Source organism: Pseudomonas sp. (assembly GCF_028293835.1).
In the GTDB taxonomy this organism is placed as follows: domain Bacteria; phylum Pseudomonadota; class Gammaproteobacteria; order Pseudomonadales; family Pseudomonadaceae; genus Aquipseudomonas.
Genome location: NZ_JAQGNX010000012.1, coordinates 25,188 through 42,401 on the forward strand (window position 1 = coordinate 25,188; position 17,214 = coordinate 42,401).

The following is a 17,214-nucleotide window of genomic DNA, read 5'->3' on the forward strand; positions in this document are numbered from 1 at the left end:
ACAGGATAAAAGGGTCCTTTAGGGCCCTTTTTACTGTGGGACGCCCGATGACAGCCTTCAAACTTGCTGCAGTTCGTATTTAAGCTCTTTCAGGAGTATTACGCTGTCAGTGAGATGCGTCTCGAACTCTCGGATTTGTAAGCGGTCTACAAACATCTGAGCGAAGATTCTGGTGGTTCGGTATAGCAGCTCATCAATGAGCGCACGGTAGGACCGCACGTCACCTGCACTCGAGTGAGTCCTCTTATAAATGCTTGCCGTGTTTTTTTCCGCTTCACTCACTGCGTTCAGTGCTTTGTCGTTATGAGGCTTGGTTAAATCAATCTTTTTATGCCGTGCGTAGATACTGATTGCACCTTTCATAAAATCACTGATGCGCGGCACGATTTCAGGGATGCTATCTGTTACATTTGATAAGTAAAACGTTGTGTCGGCGCTTTTTTTCGAATAGTCATTAAGGTACCGTCTTGACTGATCAACCATTCCCTTGATAGTGGCCGATTTAATCACCTTGAAATGGTCTGCCAACGTAAAGGGTGCCCGCTGAAAATCCAGGCCATGGAGCGGCATTTTTCTCTGCGCAGTCGTCATCGTTGCAGTGGCCGCAGCCAGTTGGTCGGACAGCGTGATCAAGTCATCTATGAAAAGAATGACGTTGGCGTGCTCGGCTTGCGTTCTGCTTAGATCCACCAGCCATGAGTTCAGTCGATTTCGCGCGATGGGCACAACTAGCCTGATAGAAGGCTCCAAGACACGTCTGTACTCACTGAGCGATTGCAAATCAAGCGTTACGATAACGGATTCAACTTGATCGGGAAGCGCTCTAAGGAATGATTTGTAATTTTCAAGTATGTCAAACATGCCTAAATAGGCTGATGCGTTTTTCATTAGTAATTCACCAGTGAATGCTGAGGCAGGAGCAGCCGAACGTAACGGCCTGGCAGTGAGTTCGGCTGCTATTGATCATCGTCGAGAGTATTGCCGTGCGGCTTAGCCAATAAGCTTCACGTAAACGGTTAGTTTGTCCAGGCCCGCAAAAAATTCAGCGGCACCGTCGTCTTCGTCTGTTAATTGTTTAGTGATTACCGCCAGGAAAGAACGGAATGATGTGACCACTTTTTTGAATTCCATGGCCAGCTCTAATTGCTGATCGTTTAGATCGTGAATGGCATTAAGATAAAGTACGCGTTGCGCAACCAACGAGTTGCTTTGCTCCAGCGCAGCTACTTCAGTGGTTTTAGCCTCGATTCGCTCACGAACTATGTTCCTGGCTGCAATCAGAGAAAGATAGTTGAGGGCCGCGTTGGCGTCCTCCAGCGTTTTTCTCATTTGCTCAAGGGCCAAGGCTATCAGTGCCGCTTGAGGCGGTAGCAGTCCCATGGAGATAATTTTTTCACCGGTAAGGGTTAAGTCCTGGGCCGTGTTGATCAAGCCTGTTCCCTCAAGCGCTTCAATGGCGTCGGTCAAGACTTTGCGCTGGTCGGTCAGTGTGTCTGCGTCTTGCTTGAGGTTGTCAATGCGCTCAACGAATGTAGCGGTATCTTTTTCCAGGCCAATCAGATACGACTTTGTACCAGACGTGTTCAAGGCGTTGTCGATAGCATCCAACGCTTTTGCTAACTTGCTGTACTCAACGCCCATAAAATTAACCTGGCGAGTCTGCAGTTTTTTTAGTGATACGTTAATCTCCTCCAGGAACACCGGGTCGGTGGATCCAACCGACGCGTTGTTCAACGCATTGAATTTTTTGACGGCCGTAGTGAATTCAATGCTGACAGCACGGCAGACTTTGTTCAGGGTCGCACGGCTGTTGACTGCATTGGAATACCATCTGCGGCAGCTGGCGTGTAGATCCGGCAGGTACTGAGTTTTGCTGAAGGCAACATCAGCGACGGACCACGCCTTTAGCATGGCGGTTAAGCTGCTGTTTATAACGTCCAGATCAGGGGTTGTAAGTTCTAAGGCTTGGGGGGTGACGGTCTTCATAGTAGTCATGGTGGTGGATTCGCTAATTAGTATGGGTTTAAGGTTGGTAAATCTGGTTGAACTCGGTATCGGCATCAATGAAAACTTGCTGCAAATCCTCAACGTCATTGCTCATCTGCTTCCAGGGTTCCACAACTAAGGCGAACTCGATGGAAAACATAATTGCACTCATGCCATCAGTAATTTCTTCAGTCGCTTCTTTTGAGCTCTGCGCGTATAGCGTGATCGAATCCCACACAGACACTAGGTTTTTAGTGGCTTTATCAGCGCTAAAGATCAGCGTGTCGAGGTTCTGCAGGTCCAGCTTGATTTGGGCAAGTCGTCCAAGTGTTTGTTCCTGGGCTTCCAGAAGCGAGATATCTGCTTGTTGCAAGTCGCTTAGGGCATTCCGTTCTTTACGGATTTTTTCTGCCTCGACGCCGATGTAAATAGCCATTCCCAAGCCAAAAAGATTCAACCCGGCAGCGGCACTCAATGATTTTTCTACGGCTGATTTGTATTCCCTTGTTTTTTCATCAATCGCCACCGCTCGCTCTGCGATCTTATCGGTTAAAGCCTTAACTTTAGCATTCAGTGAGGGGGCCTCAACGGCGGCCAGTCGGGTACTGATTTGTTGTTGTACATTGTTAGCAAGGTCGTTTGCAAAACTGCTTAATGCATCATTAATCGCCTGCGCCTTGCGATGTTGAGCCGTTACACCTCTCAGCATGATCGAGATACATTCGCCGAACGTCGCTGCTATCTGGAGGTCCTCGGCGTCTAGCGTGAGATCGGGGAAGGCGGTGCCCATCGTTATCTTCGCAGCCGCCAAATCGGCATAGCTTCTAATGCCCAGACCTTTCAAGATGTTAGCGGCTTTGATTTCCCCAATAATACGGTCCATGGCGTTGCCATAAATGATCATCTTCGCGCCAAACAGTTTCAGCTCTGTGGTGACGAGTTTGATGTCGCGGTAAATCCTGTCCCACCGCTTGGCGTGGTTATGGATGATAATAAAACTTCCCCGGAAATCTTCAGGCTTGTTACCAATGCCTGCGTCAACGTTAAAGTTGAGATAGGCTTTTACATCTACCATAGACGTAGGCAACCTTATCGCCTTGTAGGCATACTTGCGAATAGCCACGATCTGCGATTGGGTTAAGATGATGCCTTGTGCACGGTTGCTTTCCGGGTGTTTCCCTGACGACATTGTGATGAAAGTTTCATAGGCGCCGATGGCGTTATCGGTGATTATATTGCCAGTAGGTGTGTCAGTCATAATATTCAATCCGTTGCTTAGTTATTAACGCCTTCCTGGCGTGAAAATAATCTTTAAGTGCAATACAGCTGGTTATGCACTTGCTTGCAGGCTAGAGGATTTAAGTTTGGGGTGTCAAAAGTGAAAGGCGGGCGTAGGCTGTAGGAAAATGCGTAAATCAGGTAGGGCTTTGCCGATGGCGGCGTCGTGTGCTGGACGTTGTCAAAAATAGAATATGTATCTGCTTATTAATCCGTCGTTCAGGTATCGCTACGAAGCATTGACGTCAGGGACGGTTTCAATCAATGCCTGGGCAACCCGATCAGACTCGCTACCCAGCTCCGCAGCTCGTCGGTGGTAGCAAGATGCTTTGGCGCGTATTTCAGGATGTTTGGCGTATAGAAGATGCGTTCGGCTGACGCGCAGAAAATTCAGGTTTCCACTCATTAATGCGCGATCCAACCACGTCAACGCGTCAGGAATAAGGTGTTGTTCAGCTAGAACTGCCGCATAGCTAAACTGCCCTCGAAAGTCGCCGGCTTCTGCGGAGCGCCGGTACCACTCATGTGCCGCTGGGATGTCGACGGCACAGTAGCGTCCCTCTTCCAGATAGCGCCCCAGCAAGTTCATGGACTTTGCGTGGCCCATATGAGCGGCTTTGCGGTAGCACTCAAGCGCTTGAGTCTGGTCTTGGGCTACGCCTCGGCCGGTCGCCAACAAGTTTGCAATGTTGTACAGACCCCAATCCAGTCCTGCCTCGGCAGCCGTCTGATAATGAACAGCGGCACGTGCCAAATCCAGCTCACCACCCCAACCCTGCTCGTAACAGCGGCCGAGCATGTTGTGCGCCATGACATGGCCGTTTCTGGCCGCGATCTGGAACCAGACCACCGCCAGTGCCGGGTCCTTCTGAATGCCGGTGCCGTCCAGCAGAAGTTGTCCAAGCAACGCCTGGGCATCAACTAAACGCGCTTTGGCCGCACTGAGTATCGCCTGGGCCGCACGTGAGGGGTTATCTGCCAGCATGGACCTGAGCTGCTCGCCATTGAGGGTTTCTGTTCGTCGCAGTGCATAGGTCACAGGATTACACCTCAACCCAGCGGCGCAACAGGTTGTGATAAGTGCCCGTCAATTGGATCAGCGAAGGATGGTCGGGCAGGTCTTGAGTCAGCTGTTGCAACGCGGCGTCCATTTCAAACAAAAGGGCGCGCTGGCTGTCTTCGCGAACAAGGCTCTGAGTCCAGAAAAATGAGGCATAGCGAGCGCCGCGTGTAACGGCATTGACTTTATGCAGGCTGGTGCTCGGATACAGCAACAGGTCACCCGCTGGTAATTTGATGCTCCGGGTGCCGAACGTGTCTTGTATCTCCAACTCGCCCCCGTCGTATTCGTCGGGGTCACTGAAAAACAGGGTCGACGACAAATCGGTGCGCACCCGTTCCGGACTGTTCCTGGCCTGACGAACCGCGTTGTCGATATGAAAATCGAAGCTGCCGCCAGCGGTGTAGCAGTTAAGCAGCGGCGGGAAGATTTTGCGCGGCAGGGCCGCCGACATGAACAGCGGGTTGGCCCACAGCCGCTCGATCAGAGCCGCTCCTACTTCCACTGCCAAGGAGTGGCCTTCAGGCAGTTGCAGGTTATGTTTGGCTTTCGCCGACTGAAACCCAGCGGTAATTTTGCCATCCGCCCAGTCCGCTTGTTCCAGCGCCGCACGGATACGCACGACCTCGTCGCGGGAAAATATTCCGGGGATATGTAGGAGCATTCGGATGTTCCTGTGAGAACAAATCACGGATGATAGTAATTCTCATCAGATGTGTAAACCGGTTTCTGGGTAGTGATAAATTCATCTAAAGAACCTACACACGATTTCGAATGTCAATCATTCGCAATTGCGATAAAGAATTATTTCATCTATATTCCGCGACCTTAGTTCTTTGGGGAAGGAATCCACCCATGTCGCGACACCACGTTCAGCCCTCGGCTCAGTCACCGCGTCTAGTTGCCTCTGCGATTGGCGTTGCCATTTCTGCGTTCTCTGCCTCGCAACTAGCACAGGCCGCTGAAGGTACTAACGACGCGCCTCGCGGCACTGCGATATCTCTTGATGCCACGAGTATTACCGGGGAAAGCCAAGCGCAAACCTCTTATCAGGTAGAGAAAGCTTCTTCGTCGAAATACACCGCGCCGCTGGTTGATACACCGCGCTCGGTGACCGTGATACCGCAGCAAGTTCTCAAGGATACGGGGGCCACTTCGTTGCAGGATGCATTGCGCACCGTGCCGGGAATTACCTTTGGTGCCGGCGAGGGCGGCAACCCCCAGGGTGATCGGCCATTCATTCGCGGCTTCGACGCCCAAAGCGATACCTACCTGGATGGGGTACGTGACACCGGATCGCAATCGAGGGAAATCTTCGACATCGAATCGATTGAAGTCAGTAAAGGCCCGAACTCCGCATTTGGTGGTCGTGGTTCCGCGGGTGGTAGCTTGAATATCGTCAGCAAAGCACCGCAAGAAAACGACTTTCTGAACGGTGGTTTCACCTATGGCTCCGACCAGACTCGACGCTACACGCTGGACGTAAACCGCAAGTTTACCGACACCGCAGCGTTCCGTTTGAACCTCATGAGCCACGAGCAGAACGTGGCCGGTCGTGACACGATCAACTACGACCGCTGGGGCGTGGCGCCGTCGGTAACCTTCGGCCTGGGCACACCGACACGGGTCAATGTCAATTACTACCATTTGGAAAGTAATGACCTGCCGGACTCTGGCATTCCGTACGGTTACAGTTCTGCCTCGGCCACCGCTGCCCACGTGCACGATAAGCCCAACGATGGTGGCGACAGCAATAACTTCTACGGATTGAAGGACCGAGACTTCCGCAAGACCCGCGCCGACATCAGTACCTTCTCCATCGAGCACGACATCAACGACCAGATGACCCTGAAGAATACGTTGCGCCACGGCAGTACCAGTCAGGATTACGTCGTTACACAGCCGGACGATAGCCAGCACAACGTAAACCAATACGGCACCGTGTGGCGCCGTGCCAACACCCGCGTCAGCAGCACAGAAACCACCACTAACCAGACGGATTTATTTGGCGAGTTTCGCGCGTTCGGTTTGAAAAACAACTATTCGACCGGCCTGGAGATCACCCGTGAAGAAAGTACCGTCACCGGCTATACGGTTACTCCGAACGCCAACCCTGCCGGGGGTGGTTGCCGTCCGGGTGTAGTTGCCAGTGGCACCTGCACCTCGTTAAGTAACCCCACTCCTGGCGACGACTTCACCGGCACTGTAGTGCGCAACTACGCAGGTACTAACACGGTGGGCAACACGCGCGCGTTGTATGCGTTCGATACGATTGAGCTGGATCCAAAATGGTTGCTCAACGTAGGACTGCGTTACGACTCCTTCGACACCAAGGCGAAGAACACCACCGCCGGCAAGACCAGTAACGACAGTAACTTCTGGAACTGGCAGGCTGGCCTGGTGTGGAAACCGGTCGAGAACGGCAGCATTTATGTGTCGTATGCCACTTCGGCAACACCGCCTGGCGCTTCGCTCAACGAGGGCAGTGATGGCAATCCGCTGACGGCTGGAAATAGCACGTTCCAAAGTGATCTGGAACCAGAAACCACCAAGAATTATGAGTTGGGTACCAAGTGGGACGTATTTCATGATCGCCTGTCGCTAACCGCGGCGGTTTTCCGTACCGAGAAACAAAACACCCGGGTGCTGGTGCAGACCAACACGTACGAAAACGCCGGTGAATCTCGGGTTGATGGTGTGGAACTGTCAGCCAGCGGCAAGATCACCGAGAAGTGGCAGGTTTTCGCAGGCTATAGCTACTTGAAAAGCGAGCTGGTTGATGCGGGTCTGACCGGCCGTAACGGCGCGGTTACCGTGGGTGGTATTTCGGCTGCGGGAAACGAAATGCCAAACACGCCAAAAAACAGTGGCAGCCTGTGGACCACGTATGAAGTGATGCCAAAACTCACGGTGGGCGGAGGCGCGTTTTATGTCGGTGATGTTTATGGCGATGCCGGTAATACCGTATATGTACCGTCCTACACGCGGTATGACGCCATGGCCAGCTACAAGCTGACCAAGAACGTTGATCTGCAACTCAATCTGCAAAACCTCACCGACAAAACCTATTACGACAAAAGCTATGCCGCGCACTTTGCTACCCAGGCAGCAGGTCGCACGGCGCTGATGGGGGTCAACTTCCACTTTTAACCCCATAAGTCTTAGAACCCCGCTCGGTCATCCGCGCGGGGTTTCTTCATCTGCGGATGAGAATATTTTCTATTCAGGCCGCATAATGCGCCCTTGCTGATGGGATCGAGGTCATTAAGGTGTTGAAGAAAGCCCTGTTTCAAGTGCACTGGTTCCTCGGCATCAGCGCGGGTCTGGTGCTGGCGATCATGGGGATTACCGGAGCGATTACCTCGTTTCAGGATGAGCTTCTCGAGATTCTTAATCCCCACGCATTGCAGGTGGAACAACGTGCTGGCGGGGTTTTGCAGCCGGTCGAACTGGTGCAGAAACTCCAAGCCAGCACTGGCAACACAGTGTCCGCGCTGTGGCTCGATACTGTCGGTGATAAAGCCGCACGCGTATCGTTTACGCCGCCGCCGGGCCAACGCCGTGGGGAGTTGAAATACTTCGATCCCTATACCGGGCTGATCATGAAAACCGAGTTGTTCGGAGAGTATTTTTTCCAGCTGGATTTGCAGATGCACCGTTATTTGGTGCTGGGAGAGTTCGGTAAACAGCTCACTGGCGCTTGTACGTTGATCCTGGTGTTTTTTTGTTTGTCCGGCCTGTATATGCGCTGGCCGCGTCAGTTGCTCAGTTGGCGGGTATGGCTGACGATGGACTGGGCGAAAAAGGGTCGAGCGTTCAAGTGGGATCTGCACTCGATTTTCGGTACCTGGTGCCTGCTGTTTTATTTGGTCTCGGCCTTGACCGGTTTGATGTGGTCCTACGATTGGTACAGCAATGGCGTAAACCGATTGCTCGGTGATGCTCCTTCAGGCGAGATGCGCAAAGGCGGTCGCGGTGGCCGTGGCCAGCAGGCGCCAGAAGGCCCGTTGCCGACCGTGGATTACGTCAAAGTGTGGGACAGCATTCGGGCTGTTGCGGGCCCCGAGCTGGAAAGCTGGAACCTGCGTTTGCCGCCGGTTGCCGGCCAGCCCGCAACGGTTTTCTACCTGCTGCGTAACGCCGAACACCCACGGGCGCTAAACCAGATCACTCTTGACCCGGCGACGGGCGCTGTCAGCGGGCAGTCGCGTTATGCAGACAAGAGCCTGTCGGCCAAACTAGTCGTCAGTAATTACGCGCTGCATGTTGGCAGTTATTTTGGCATCGTCGGGCGCATCGTCATGTCGCTTGCAGCCTTGATGATGCCGCTGTTTTTCATCACCGGTTGGCTGCTGTATCTGGATCGGCGCCGTAAGAAGCGCCAGGTAGCAATCGCTCGTGGTGCGTTGGCATCGAATGTCGACACCGCTGCACCGGTCTGGTTGATCGGTTTTGCCAGCCAAAGCGGTTTCGCCGAGCAGATTGCGTGGAAGACTGCCGGGCAGTTGCAGTCCGCTGGATTGTCAGTGCGTGTGCAGCCATTGGCGCGGTTGACTGAGCTGGATTTGCAGCAGAGCCGTAACGCGCTGTTTGTCGTGAGTACCTTTGGTGACGGCGAGGCGCCAGACAGCGCCCGTGGTTTTGAACGCACCTTGCTGGGTCGATCATTGTCGCTACCTGACCTGAACTACGCGGTATTGGCGCTGGGTGATCGGCAGTACCAACACTTCTGCGCCTTTGCCACACGCTTGCATGATTGGTTGGCAGCACACGGTGGCAGTTTGTTGTTTGCTCCCATTGAAGTCGACAGCGGCGACAACGGTGCATTGCAACAATGGCAACAGCGGCTTGATGGGTTGACGGGGAGCCAGTCGACCGCGGCGTGGCAAGCACCTGAGTTCGAGCGCTGGACCCTGAGTCAGCGTGAGTTATTAAACCCGGGAAGCGTCGGATCGAAGGTGTTCCTGTTGAGCCTGATGCCGCCCGCGAAGTGCGTCTGGGCAGCAGGCGATTTGCTGGAAGTTATGCCGAGCAACGGTGCAGTGCCACGTGAATACTCCATCGCCTCGATTCCGGCAGACGGCAGCTTGCAGTTGATCGTCAGACAAGAGATCCATCCGGACGGAAGCCTCGGGCTGGGCTCTGGTCTGTTGACGGAGCACGCCTTGTTGGGGTCATCCATCAGTGTGCGTCTGCGGCGAAACAGCAGTTTCCATTTGCCGAGTGAACCGGTGCCAATGATTTTGTTGGGCAACGGCACGGGTCTGGCCGGTTTGCGCAGTCTGCTCAAGGCGCGGATCGCTGAAGGGCAAACGCGCAACTGGCTGTTGTTTGGCGAACGCAACGTGGCCCACGATTTTTATTGCCGCGAAGAACTGCAAGGCTGGTTGGCGAACGGCGATCTGGCGCGACTGGATTTGGCGTTCTCCCGCGATCAGCCGGAGAAAATTTATGTGCAAGATCGGCTGCGAGAGTCAGCGGATGAATTGCGCAGGTGGCTGGCCGATGGCGCATCGATCTACATCTGCGGCAGCTTGCAAGGCATGGCGATGGGGGTCGAGGAAGTGCTGGTGGAATTGCTGGGCGCGGGCGAGGTTGAACAGTTGGTCGAGCAGGGGCGCTTTCGGCGGGAGGTGTATTGAGGCGTTCGCGTAAATCTGTAGGAGGCGGTGATGCAACGCAATTCCTGTGGGAGCGAATAAATTCGATCCCACAGAGTCAGCGCAATTTGACGATTAAGCAGTATTCCCTTCGATGAACTGCTCGGCGTAATGGCAGGCAACCTGGCGGTTGTCGACTAGACGCAAGGCAGGTTCGTCGGTGACGCACCGCTCGGTCGCGTACGGGCAGCGCTTATGAAATGCGCAGCCGGTTGGCGGGTTGAGCGGGTTCGGCAGTTCGCCGATGATTTTGATCTTCGGCTTCAGCGGGTCCGGATGAATCGTCGGCGTCGCTGACAGCAGCGCCCGCGTGTACGGGTGCAAGGGCCGGTTATAGATCTCTTCCTTGGGGCCCATTTCCGCCGGACGACCCAAATACATCACCAATACGGTGTCGGCAACGTGACGCACCACCGACAGGTTGTGGGAAATGAACACGTAAGCAGTGTTGAACTGCTGCTGCAAATCCATGAACAGGTTAAGCACCTGAGCCTGAATCGACACGTCCAGCGCCGACGTCGGTTCGTCCGCCACCAACACTTTAGGTTGCAGCATCATCGCCCGAGCCAGGGCGATACGCTGACGCTGGCCGCCAGAAAACATGTGCGGGTAGCGATGGTAATGCTCAGGACGAAGACCGACCTGTTGCATCATCGCCTGTACTTTTTCCCGGCGTTCTGTGCGCGACAGATTGGTATTGATCAGCAGGGGCTCGCCCAGTTGATCGCCGACTTTCTGCCGTGGGTTCAACGACGCGTAGGGGCTCTGGAAGACCATCTGCACATCACGGCGCAGTTGTTTGAGTTCGGCTTTGCTGGCGCCGGTCACTTCCTGGCCGGCGATTTTCAAAGACCCGGAAGAGGGCTCTTCAATCAAGGTCAGGGCGCGGGCCAACGTTGATTTTCCGCAACCGGACTCACCGACCACGGCCAATGTCTTGCCGGCTTCCAATTCAAACGACACGCCGTTAAGGGCGCGAACCAGTGCATGGCCCTTGAACAGGCCGCGTGAGACTTCGTAGTGACGGGTCAGGTCGCGTGCAGTAAGAACGACGGTCATTACGCGACCTCCTGATTCAGCGGATAGAAGCAGCGGGCGAAGCTGTGGGCTTTCAAGTCCAGTGCTGGACGCTGGGTCCGGCAGTTGTTTTGAACGTACGGGCAACGCGGCGACAACAAGCACCCTTGTGGTCGGTCATAACGGCCCGGCACCATGCCTGGCAGGGTCGCCAGACGGTCGGCACCCATGCTGTGCTCCGGGATCGCTGCCAGCAATGCTTCGCTGTACGGATGACCGGGAACGTCAAACAAGCCCGGCACCTGACCCACTTCCACTGCCTGGCCGGCGTACATCACGCATACCCGTTGAGCGGTTTCAGCGACCACTGCCAAATCGTGAGTGATCAGCACCAAGGCCATGTCCTGCTCTTTTTGCAGGCTCAACAGCAGGTCCATGATCTGCGCCTGAATCGTCACGTCCAACGCCGTGGTCGGTTCGTCAGCGATCAGTAGCTTTGGTTCGCCGGCAATGGCCATGGCAATGGCAACACGTTGGCTCATACCACCCGAGAGTTGATGCGGGTAGGCATTCAAACGGGCCGCAGCGCCGGGGATCTCTACCTTTTCAAGCAGCTCCAGCGCACGTTGCCGCGCGGCCTTGCCATTCATGTTCAAGTGTTGACGCAGGACTTCTTCGATCTGAAAACCCACGGTGTAGCTGGGATTCAGGGCCGTCATCGGGTCTTGGAACACCATCGCCATGTCTTTGCCGATAATGCGCCGGCGTTGGCGGTTGCTGAGCTTGAGCAGTTCACTGCCGTCGAAGTTAAGCGAGTCGGCGGTGACGACGCCCGGTTTGTCGATCAGGCCCATCAGCGCCATCATGGTCACCGATTTACCGGAGCCCGATTCGCCGACAATGGCCAGTACTTCGCCCTTTTCGACGCTGAGACTCAGACCGTCGACCACCGGAATGGCCGTGGCGTCGCCGAAGCGGACGTTGAGATTCTTGATTTCTAGAAGTGACATACGAATCTCCTCAGGCGGCATTTTTGAGTTTCGGGTCCAGCGCATCGCGCAGGCCGTCACCCATCAAGTTGATTGCCAGCACGCTGAGCAAAATGGTCAGGCCAGGCAGACTTACCACCCACCAGGCGCGTTCGATGTAATCCCGAGCCGAGGCCAGCATCGTGCCCCACTCTGGGGTTGGCGGTTGCACGCCCAGGCCGAGGAAGCCCAATGCCGCAGCATCGAGAATCGCCGAGGAGAAACTTAAGGTCGCTTGCACGATCAGCGGTGCCATGCAGTTAGGCAGCACGGTGACGAACATCAGGCGCGGCAGTGTAGCGCCAGCCAGACGAGCAGCGGTCACGTAATCGCGGTTCAGTTCGCCCATGACCGCAGCACGGGTCAGTCGTACGTACGATGGCAGGGACACAACGGCAATAGCGATGATGGTGTTGATCAGGCCAGGGCCGAGGATCGCGACAATCGCCACGGCCAGCAGCAGCGAAGGCAGCGCCAGCATGATGTCCATCAGACGCATGATCGACGGACCGAGAATGCGTGGGAAGAACCCGGCCAGCAGGCCCATCAGAATCCCTGGAATCAATGACATGACGACGGAGGACATGCCAATCAGCAGCGACAGGCGCGAACCCGTGATCAGGCGCGATAGCAGGTCGCGACCCAGCTCATCGGTGCCCAGCAGGAACTGCCATTGACCGCCCGCCAGCCAGACCGGTGGGGTCAGCAGGAAGTCACGGTATTGCTCGCTTGGGTCGTGAGGGGCGACCCACGGCGCGAACAGTGCGCAGAAGACCACCAGGATCATGAACATCAGGCCGGCAACGGCACCTTTGTTCTGCGCAAACGCGCTCCAGAATTCTTTGTATGGCGACGGGTACAGCAGGCTTTGATCGACTGCTACCGCGGGAGTAGTGGTGCTCATAGGAATGATCTCAGCCGTGGTGACGAATGCGTGGGTTGGCAAAGCCGTAGAGGATGTCTACTACGAAATTGACCAGAATCACCAGGCAGGCGATTAGCAGGATGCCGTTTTGCACCACGGGATAGTCCCGGGCGCCAATAGCTTCGATCAGCCACTTGCCGATACCAGGCCACGAGAAAATGGTCTCGGTCAGAACCGCACCGGCGAGCAATGTGCCAACTTGCAGGCCGAACACCGTCAATACCGGAATCAATGCGTTGCGCAGGCCGTGGACGAATACCACACGGGCAGGCGACAGGCCTTTGGCGCGGGCGGTACGCACGTAGTCTTCACGCAGTACTTCAAGCATCGAAGAGCGGGTCATCCGGGCGATCACCGCCAAGGGAATGGTCCCCAGCACGATGGCCGGCAGAATCAGGTGATGCAGCGCATCGAGGAACGAACCAGGCTCGTCGCTGAGCAAGGTGTCGATCAACATAAAGCCGGTTCTGGGCGGGATGTCATACAGCAGGTCGATGCGTCCGGACACGGGAGTCCAGCCTAACGTCACCGAGAAAAACATGATCAGGATCAGGCCCCACCAGAAGATAGGCATTGAGTATCCCGCGAGCGAGATACCCATTACCCCATGGTCGAACAGGGATCCTCGTTTGAGTGCTGCGATCACCCCGGCCAACAGACCAAGGATGCCAGCGAAAATAAGGGCCGCAGTCGCCAGTTCCAGAGTGGCGGGGAACAGCGCGGTGAATTCAGTCCACACGCTTTCACGGGTGCGCAACGATTCGCCAAGATCGCCGTGGGCGAGCTTACCAACGTAATCGAGGTATTGAGCGTACAGCGGTTTGTTCAGACCAAGGCGTTCCATGGCTTGGGCATGCATCACCGGGTCAACCCGGCGCTCCCCCATCATCACTTCCACAGGGTCGCCCGGAATCAAGCGAATCAGGGCAAAGGTCAGCAGCGTGATGCCGAAGAAGGTGGGTATCAACAACCCCACGCGGCGGGCAATAAAACTAAACATCTTGTGGTGTACCTCATCAGCCGGTTAGGCGTGCACCGGCGAAGCTCAGGTTATGAGCGACGCCGGTATTTTTTTCTACTTCACCTGTGTGGTGGCGAAGTTATTAGTGGTCAGAGGGCTGATGTGATAACCCTCGACATTTTTGCGCATGGCAGTGAACAGCTTGGGATAAGCCAGGCTGATCCACGGTTGTTCCTTGTGAAACGCTTGCTGGGCTTGCTTATACAGTGCGGCACGTTCAGCTGGATCAGTGTTGGCGCGAGCCGACGAGATAGCGTCTTCGAACGTCTTGTCACACCAGCGCGCGTAATTCTCACCATTTTTCGCCGCATCGCAACTCAGATTTGGGGTGAGGAAATTATCCGGGTCGCCGTTATCACCGGCCCAACCCGCAAATACCATGTCATGTTCGCCATGTTTGGCGCGTTTGAGCATCTCGCCCCATTCCAGAACGCGAATATCCACCTTGATACCGATTTGCGCCAGATCGGATTGCAACATCTGTGCCCCAACCAGCGGGTTAGGGTTTGTAACCGCGCCGCCGTTACGGGTAAACAGCGTGAAAACGGTTCCCTCAGGCACGCCGGCTTGTTTAATCAGTTCGCGGGCTTTGGCAAGGTCGTGGGGTGGGTTCTGAATATCTGCGTCGTAGCCTAGCAGCGTCGGTGGGTACGGGTTAACGCCCTCGGTCGCTTTGCCCATGCCGAACAGTGCCTTGATATAGGACTTTTTGTCGAACACCATATTGATTGCCTGGCGCACGCGTACGTCGCTCAAATACTTGTGAGAAGTATTCATCGCGATATAGCTGGTCATCATGGCTTCCATCTCGTCGATCTTGAGATTGGGGTCAGCCTTGATGTTGGCGATATCATCAGGTTTCGGGTAAAGCGCAATCTGACACTCGTTAGCTTTTAATTTTTGTAGACGGGTGTTGTTGTCGAGCGTAATCGCAAAGATCAGCGCTTCGCTGGGCACTTGCCCCTTCCAGTAATCAGGGTTGGCTTTATAGCGGATCTGGGCATCCTTGGCATAGCGAACCAGGATGAACGGACCCGTGCCGATGGGCTTGCTGTTCAAGTCATCGGTTTTTCCGGACTTGAGCAACTGGTCGCCATATTCAGCCGAGTAGATCGAGGCAAAAGCCATGGCCATGTCACGCAGGAACGGTGACTCGGGGCGGGTGAGGGTGAACTTGACCGTGGAATCGTCGAGTTTTTCGACGCTTTTAAGCAGTTCTGTAAAGCCCATGCTTTCGAAGTAGGGAAAGCCGATCAACGATTTGTCATGCCATGGATGCTTTGGATCGAGTTGGCGCTGGAAGCTCCAAAGCACGTCGTCGGCACTCAAGGTGCGAGTCGGTTTGAAATAGTCGGTGGTCTGGAATTTCACGCCTTGGCGCAGGTGGAAGGTGTAGGTCAGGCCGTCTGGGCTGATTTCCCAGCGCTCGGCCAAACCCGGAATGACATCGGTGGTGCCAGGTGCGAAATCTACAAGTCGATTGAGGATGGTCTCGGCAGCCGCGTCGGCGGTAACGGCGGTCGTGTATTGCACGATGTCGAAACCTTCAGGGCTGGCTTCCGTGCAGACCACCAGGGGTTTGGCTGAAACGCTGAGGGCGACACTGAAAACAGCTAGCGCAATCGAGGTACGTAGACAAAGCAATTTCATATAAACCCTCCGTAAACATCTAAGTGGTGACACCTGGCTAGCTGACCGCAGGTTGCCCCGCGAGCCAGCCATCAGGCGCCGTGGTTAGCGGATTAGAGAATGTTGAATGGAATCGTGGTCACGATTCGCAACTCTCGGATGTTGCCGTCAACCTGGTTTTCAGTGGCGCGGTGCGTGGTGTAGCTTGCTTTCACAGAGCTGGCCTTGAGGGGCCCGCTTTGCAGGGTGTAGGCCGTGCCGAAGCCATATTCCTGGTGGTGTTCACCGTTCATGGACGTCACGTCGTACGCCGTGCCTTTGTAGTGTGTGCCGTCGATGTCGAAGCCGCGTGCCGAGTAGATGCTGAACTTCAGCCCCGGTACGCCGTATTCGGCCATGTTCAAGCCGTAGCCGATTTGAATCGACTTCTCGTTCGGGCCGTTGAAGTCCGACAGCAAGGAGTTGGCAAGGAAGATGCCGTTGGTTTCGTGGGCGTAGTCGAAGAAGGTGTCGCCTTCAACCTGCTGATAGGCCACGGTGAAGCTGTGGGCCTGGTGCGCCAGGGTGAAGGACAAGCTGAACGTATCGTTGTCGATTGCGCCGAGTTTGCTTTGGCCGCTGTCTTTGGTTTTGTAGTAGTTAAACCCAGTGCTCAACGCCAACACCTGGGAGTCGCCCAAGTCGTGGTTGATGCCCACGTAGTATTGCTTCCAGAAGTCTTCCAGGTCCGACGCATAAAAACTTGCGGTCAGCGCTTTCGAAGGTTTCCAGTCAACACCGGCCGTGCTCAAGCGGTCGGAGGTGGCGGAGCTACTGGCATATTCGGAGCGGAACTTGGTCAGGCTTTGTTCGGTTCGCGGCGACACGCGGTCGAAAGTGCCCGCCTGGAACGACATATTGCTCAGTTCGTCGCTCTGTACCGCAAAACCCTGGAAGCTTGAAGGCAGCACACGGTTGCCAATGAAGGCAACCATTGGCGTGTTCATCGACTGGCGGCCAGCGGTGACGACCGTGTTGGAAATACGGGCCTTGACGTTACCCAGGCCCAGCTTGCTCCATTGATTGATGGCATCGCCGTCGCTGTCTGTGAGCGTTCGGTTGCCGCCACCGGCGATGCGCGCATGGCCTTGTTCGAGTGCCACTTCGTTGTAAATAGCAGCTTCGGTGGCGAAGCCAACCACGCCCTGGGTGAACCCCGAGGAGTAATCAATGATCGTGCCCTGTGTCCAGCTGTTGCGACGAGGCGTAGAGACAGTCGTACCGTTTTTTTGGTAATGGAAAAGGTCGTTACGGCTACTTTCTTCTTTCGAAAAGAAGTTCTTTGTCGAACCCTTGATTTGTGAGCCTTCGATGAAGCCTTTGGCGTCATCCTGAGCGTTGGTGGAATTAACCGTTGTCGGTTCGAAACCCTGACTGACGCTCTCTGCCTGTGCCATTGCTCCTAATGTGGAGATGGACAAAGCTAATAATGCCGTACCTGTTTTTTTCACGTTGAAGCTCCCTTACTGCTTTTATAGGGCCAGTTTTTTTGGTGGATCTGGCTTGGATGGTGCTCTGCGACCGTTCTGTTCGAAGTGTTGGCAAGTGCCAACTGTCAAATCGTTGGAACG

At 55.0% G+C, this 17,214-nt stretch carries 13 protein-coding genes; 2 read left to right on the forward strand and 11 right to left on the reverse strand.

What is annotated here, in order from left to right; genetic code table 11:
- Positions 1-57: 57 nt before the first annotated feature.
- The 5 genes from JWR17_RS01525 to JWR17_RS01545 all read right to left on the reverse strand — a co-directional run bounded on the left by JWR17_RS01525 (position 58) and on the right by JWR17_RS01545 (position 4,988).
- Positions 58-888, reverse strand: a complete 831-nt coding sequence (locus JWR17_RS01525; RefSeq protein ID WP_299827614.1) for a hypothetical protein — start codon at positions 886-888, stop codon at positions 58-60.
- 102 nt (positions 889-990) lie between these two features.
- Positions 991-1,986 carry an alpha-xenorhabdolysin family binary toxin subunit B gene (locus JWR17_RS01530; RefSeq protein ID WP_299827616.1) on the reverse strand — a complete coding sequence of 332 codons (996 nt, stop codon included), beginning with the start codon at positions 1,984-1,986 and terminating at the stop codon, positions 991-993.
- Between the two features lie 37 nt (positions 1,987-2,023).
- On the reverse strand, positions 2,024-3,244 hold the full coding sequence (locus tag JWR17_RS01535; protein WP_299827618.1) for an alpha-xenorhabdolysin family binary toxin subunit A: 1,221 nt from the start codon (positions 3,242-3,244) through the stop codon (positions 2,024-2,026).
- 249 nt (positions 3,245-3,493) lie between these two features.
- The gene (locus JWR17_RS01540; protein WP_299827620.1) at positions 3,494-4,303 is read right to left on the reverse strand and encodes a tetratricopeptide repeat protein; all 810 of its coding nucleotides are present in this window, start codon (positions 4,301-4,303) and stop codon (positions 3,494-3,496) included.
- A 4-nt stretch (positions 4,304-4,307) separates the two neighbouring features.
- Positions 4,308-4,988, reverse strand: coding sequence for a Fe2+-dependent dioxygenase (locus JWR17_RS01545; protein ID WP_299827622.1), 681 nt, complete (start codon positions 4,986-4,988; stop codon positions 4,308-4,310).
- Between the two features lie 191 nt (positions 4,989-5,179).
- On the opposite strand from JWR17_RS01545, the gene JWR17_RS01550 reads away from it, so the two are divergent.
- A complete protein-coding gene (locus JWR17_RS01550) occupies positions 5,180-7,474 on the forward strand; it encodes a TonB-dependent siderophore receptor (RefSeq protein ID WP_299827624.1) in 2,295 nt (764 codons plus the stop codon).
- Positions 7,475-7,593: 119 nt separating this feature from the next.
- On the forward strand, positions 7,594-9,966 hold the full coding sequence (locus JWR17_RS01555; protein ID WP_299827626.1) for a sulfite reductase flavoprotein subunit alpha: 2,373 nt from the start codon (positions 7,594-7,596) through the stop codon (positions 9,964-9,966).
- 93 nt (positions 9,967-10,059) lie between these two features.
- Here JWR17_RS01555 and JWR17_RS01560 read toward each other — a convergent pair whose 3' ends face one another.
- The 6 genes from JWR17_RS01560 to JWR17_RS01585 form a co-directional block, all read right to left on the reverse strand.
- Positions 10,060-11,043 carry a peptide ABC transporter ATP-binding protein gene (locus JWR17_RS01560; protein ID WP_299827628.1) on the reverse strand — a complete coding sequence of 328 codons (984 nt, stop codon included), beginning with the start codon at positions 11,041-11,043 and terminating at the stop codon, positions 10,060-10,062.
- On the reverse strand, positions 11,043-12,011 hold the full coding sequence (locus JWR17_RS01565; RefSeq protein WP_299827630.1) for an ABC transporter ATP-binding protein: 969 nt from the start codon (positions 12,009-12,011) through the stop codon (positions 11,043-11,045). The genes JWR17_RS01560 and JWR17_RS01565 overlap by 1 nt, the downstream gene beginning before the upstream one ends.
- Before the next feature lie 10 nt (positions 12,012-12,021).
- On the reverse strand, positions 12,022-12,933 hold the full coding sequence (locus JWR17_RS01570; RefSeq protein ID WP_299827632.1) for an ABC transporter permease subunit: 912 nt from the start codon (positions 12,931-12,933) through the stop codon (positions 12,022-12,024).
- A gap of 10 nt (positions 12,934-12,943) precedes the next feature.
- A complete protein-coding gene (locus JWR17_RS01575) occupies positions 12,944-13,954 on the reverse strand; it encodes an ABC transporter permease subunit (RefSeq protein WP_299827634.1) in 1,011 nt (336 codons plus the stop codon).
- A 75-nt stretch (positions 13,955-14,029) separates the two neighbouring features.
- Positions 14,030-15,625, reverse strand: coding sequence for an ABC transporter substrate-binding protein (locus JWR17_RS01580; protein WP_299827636.1), 1,596 nt, complete (start codon positions 15,623-15,625; stop codon positions 14,030-14,032).
- A 92-nt stretch (positions 15,626-15,717) separates the two neighbouring features.
- Positions 15,718-17,094, reverse strand: a complete 1,377-nt coding sequence (locus JWR17_RS01585) for an OprD family porin (protein ID WP_299827638.1) — start codon at positions 17,092-17,094, stop codon at positions 15,718-15,720.
- Positions 17,095-17,214 lie beyond the last annotated feature (120 nt).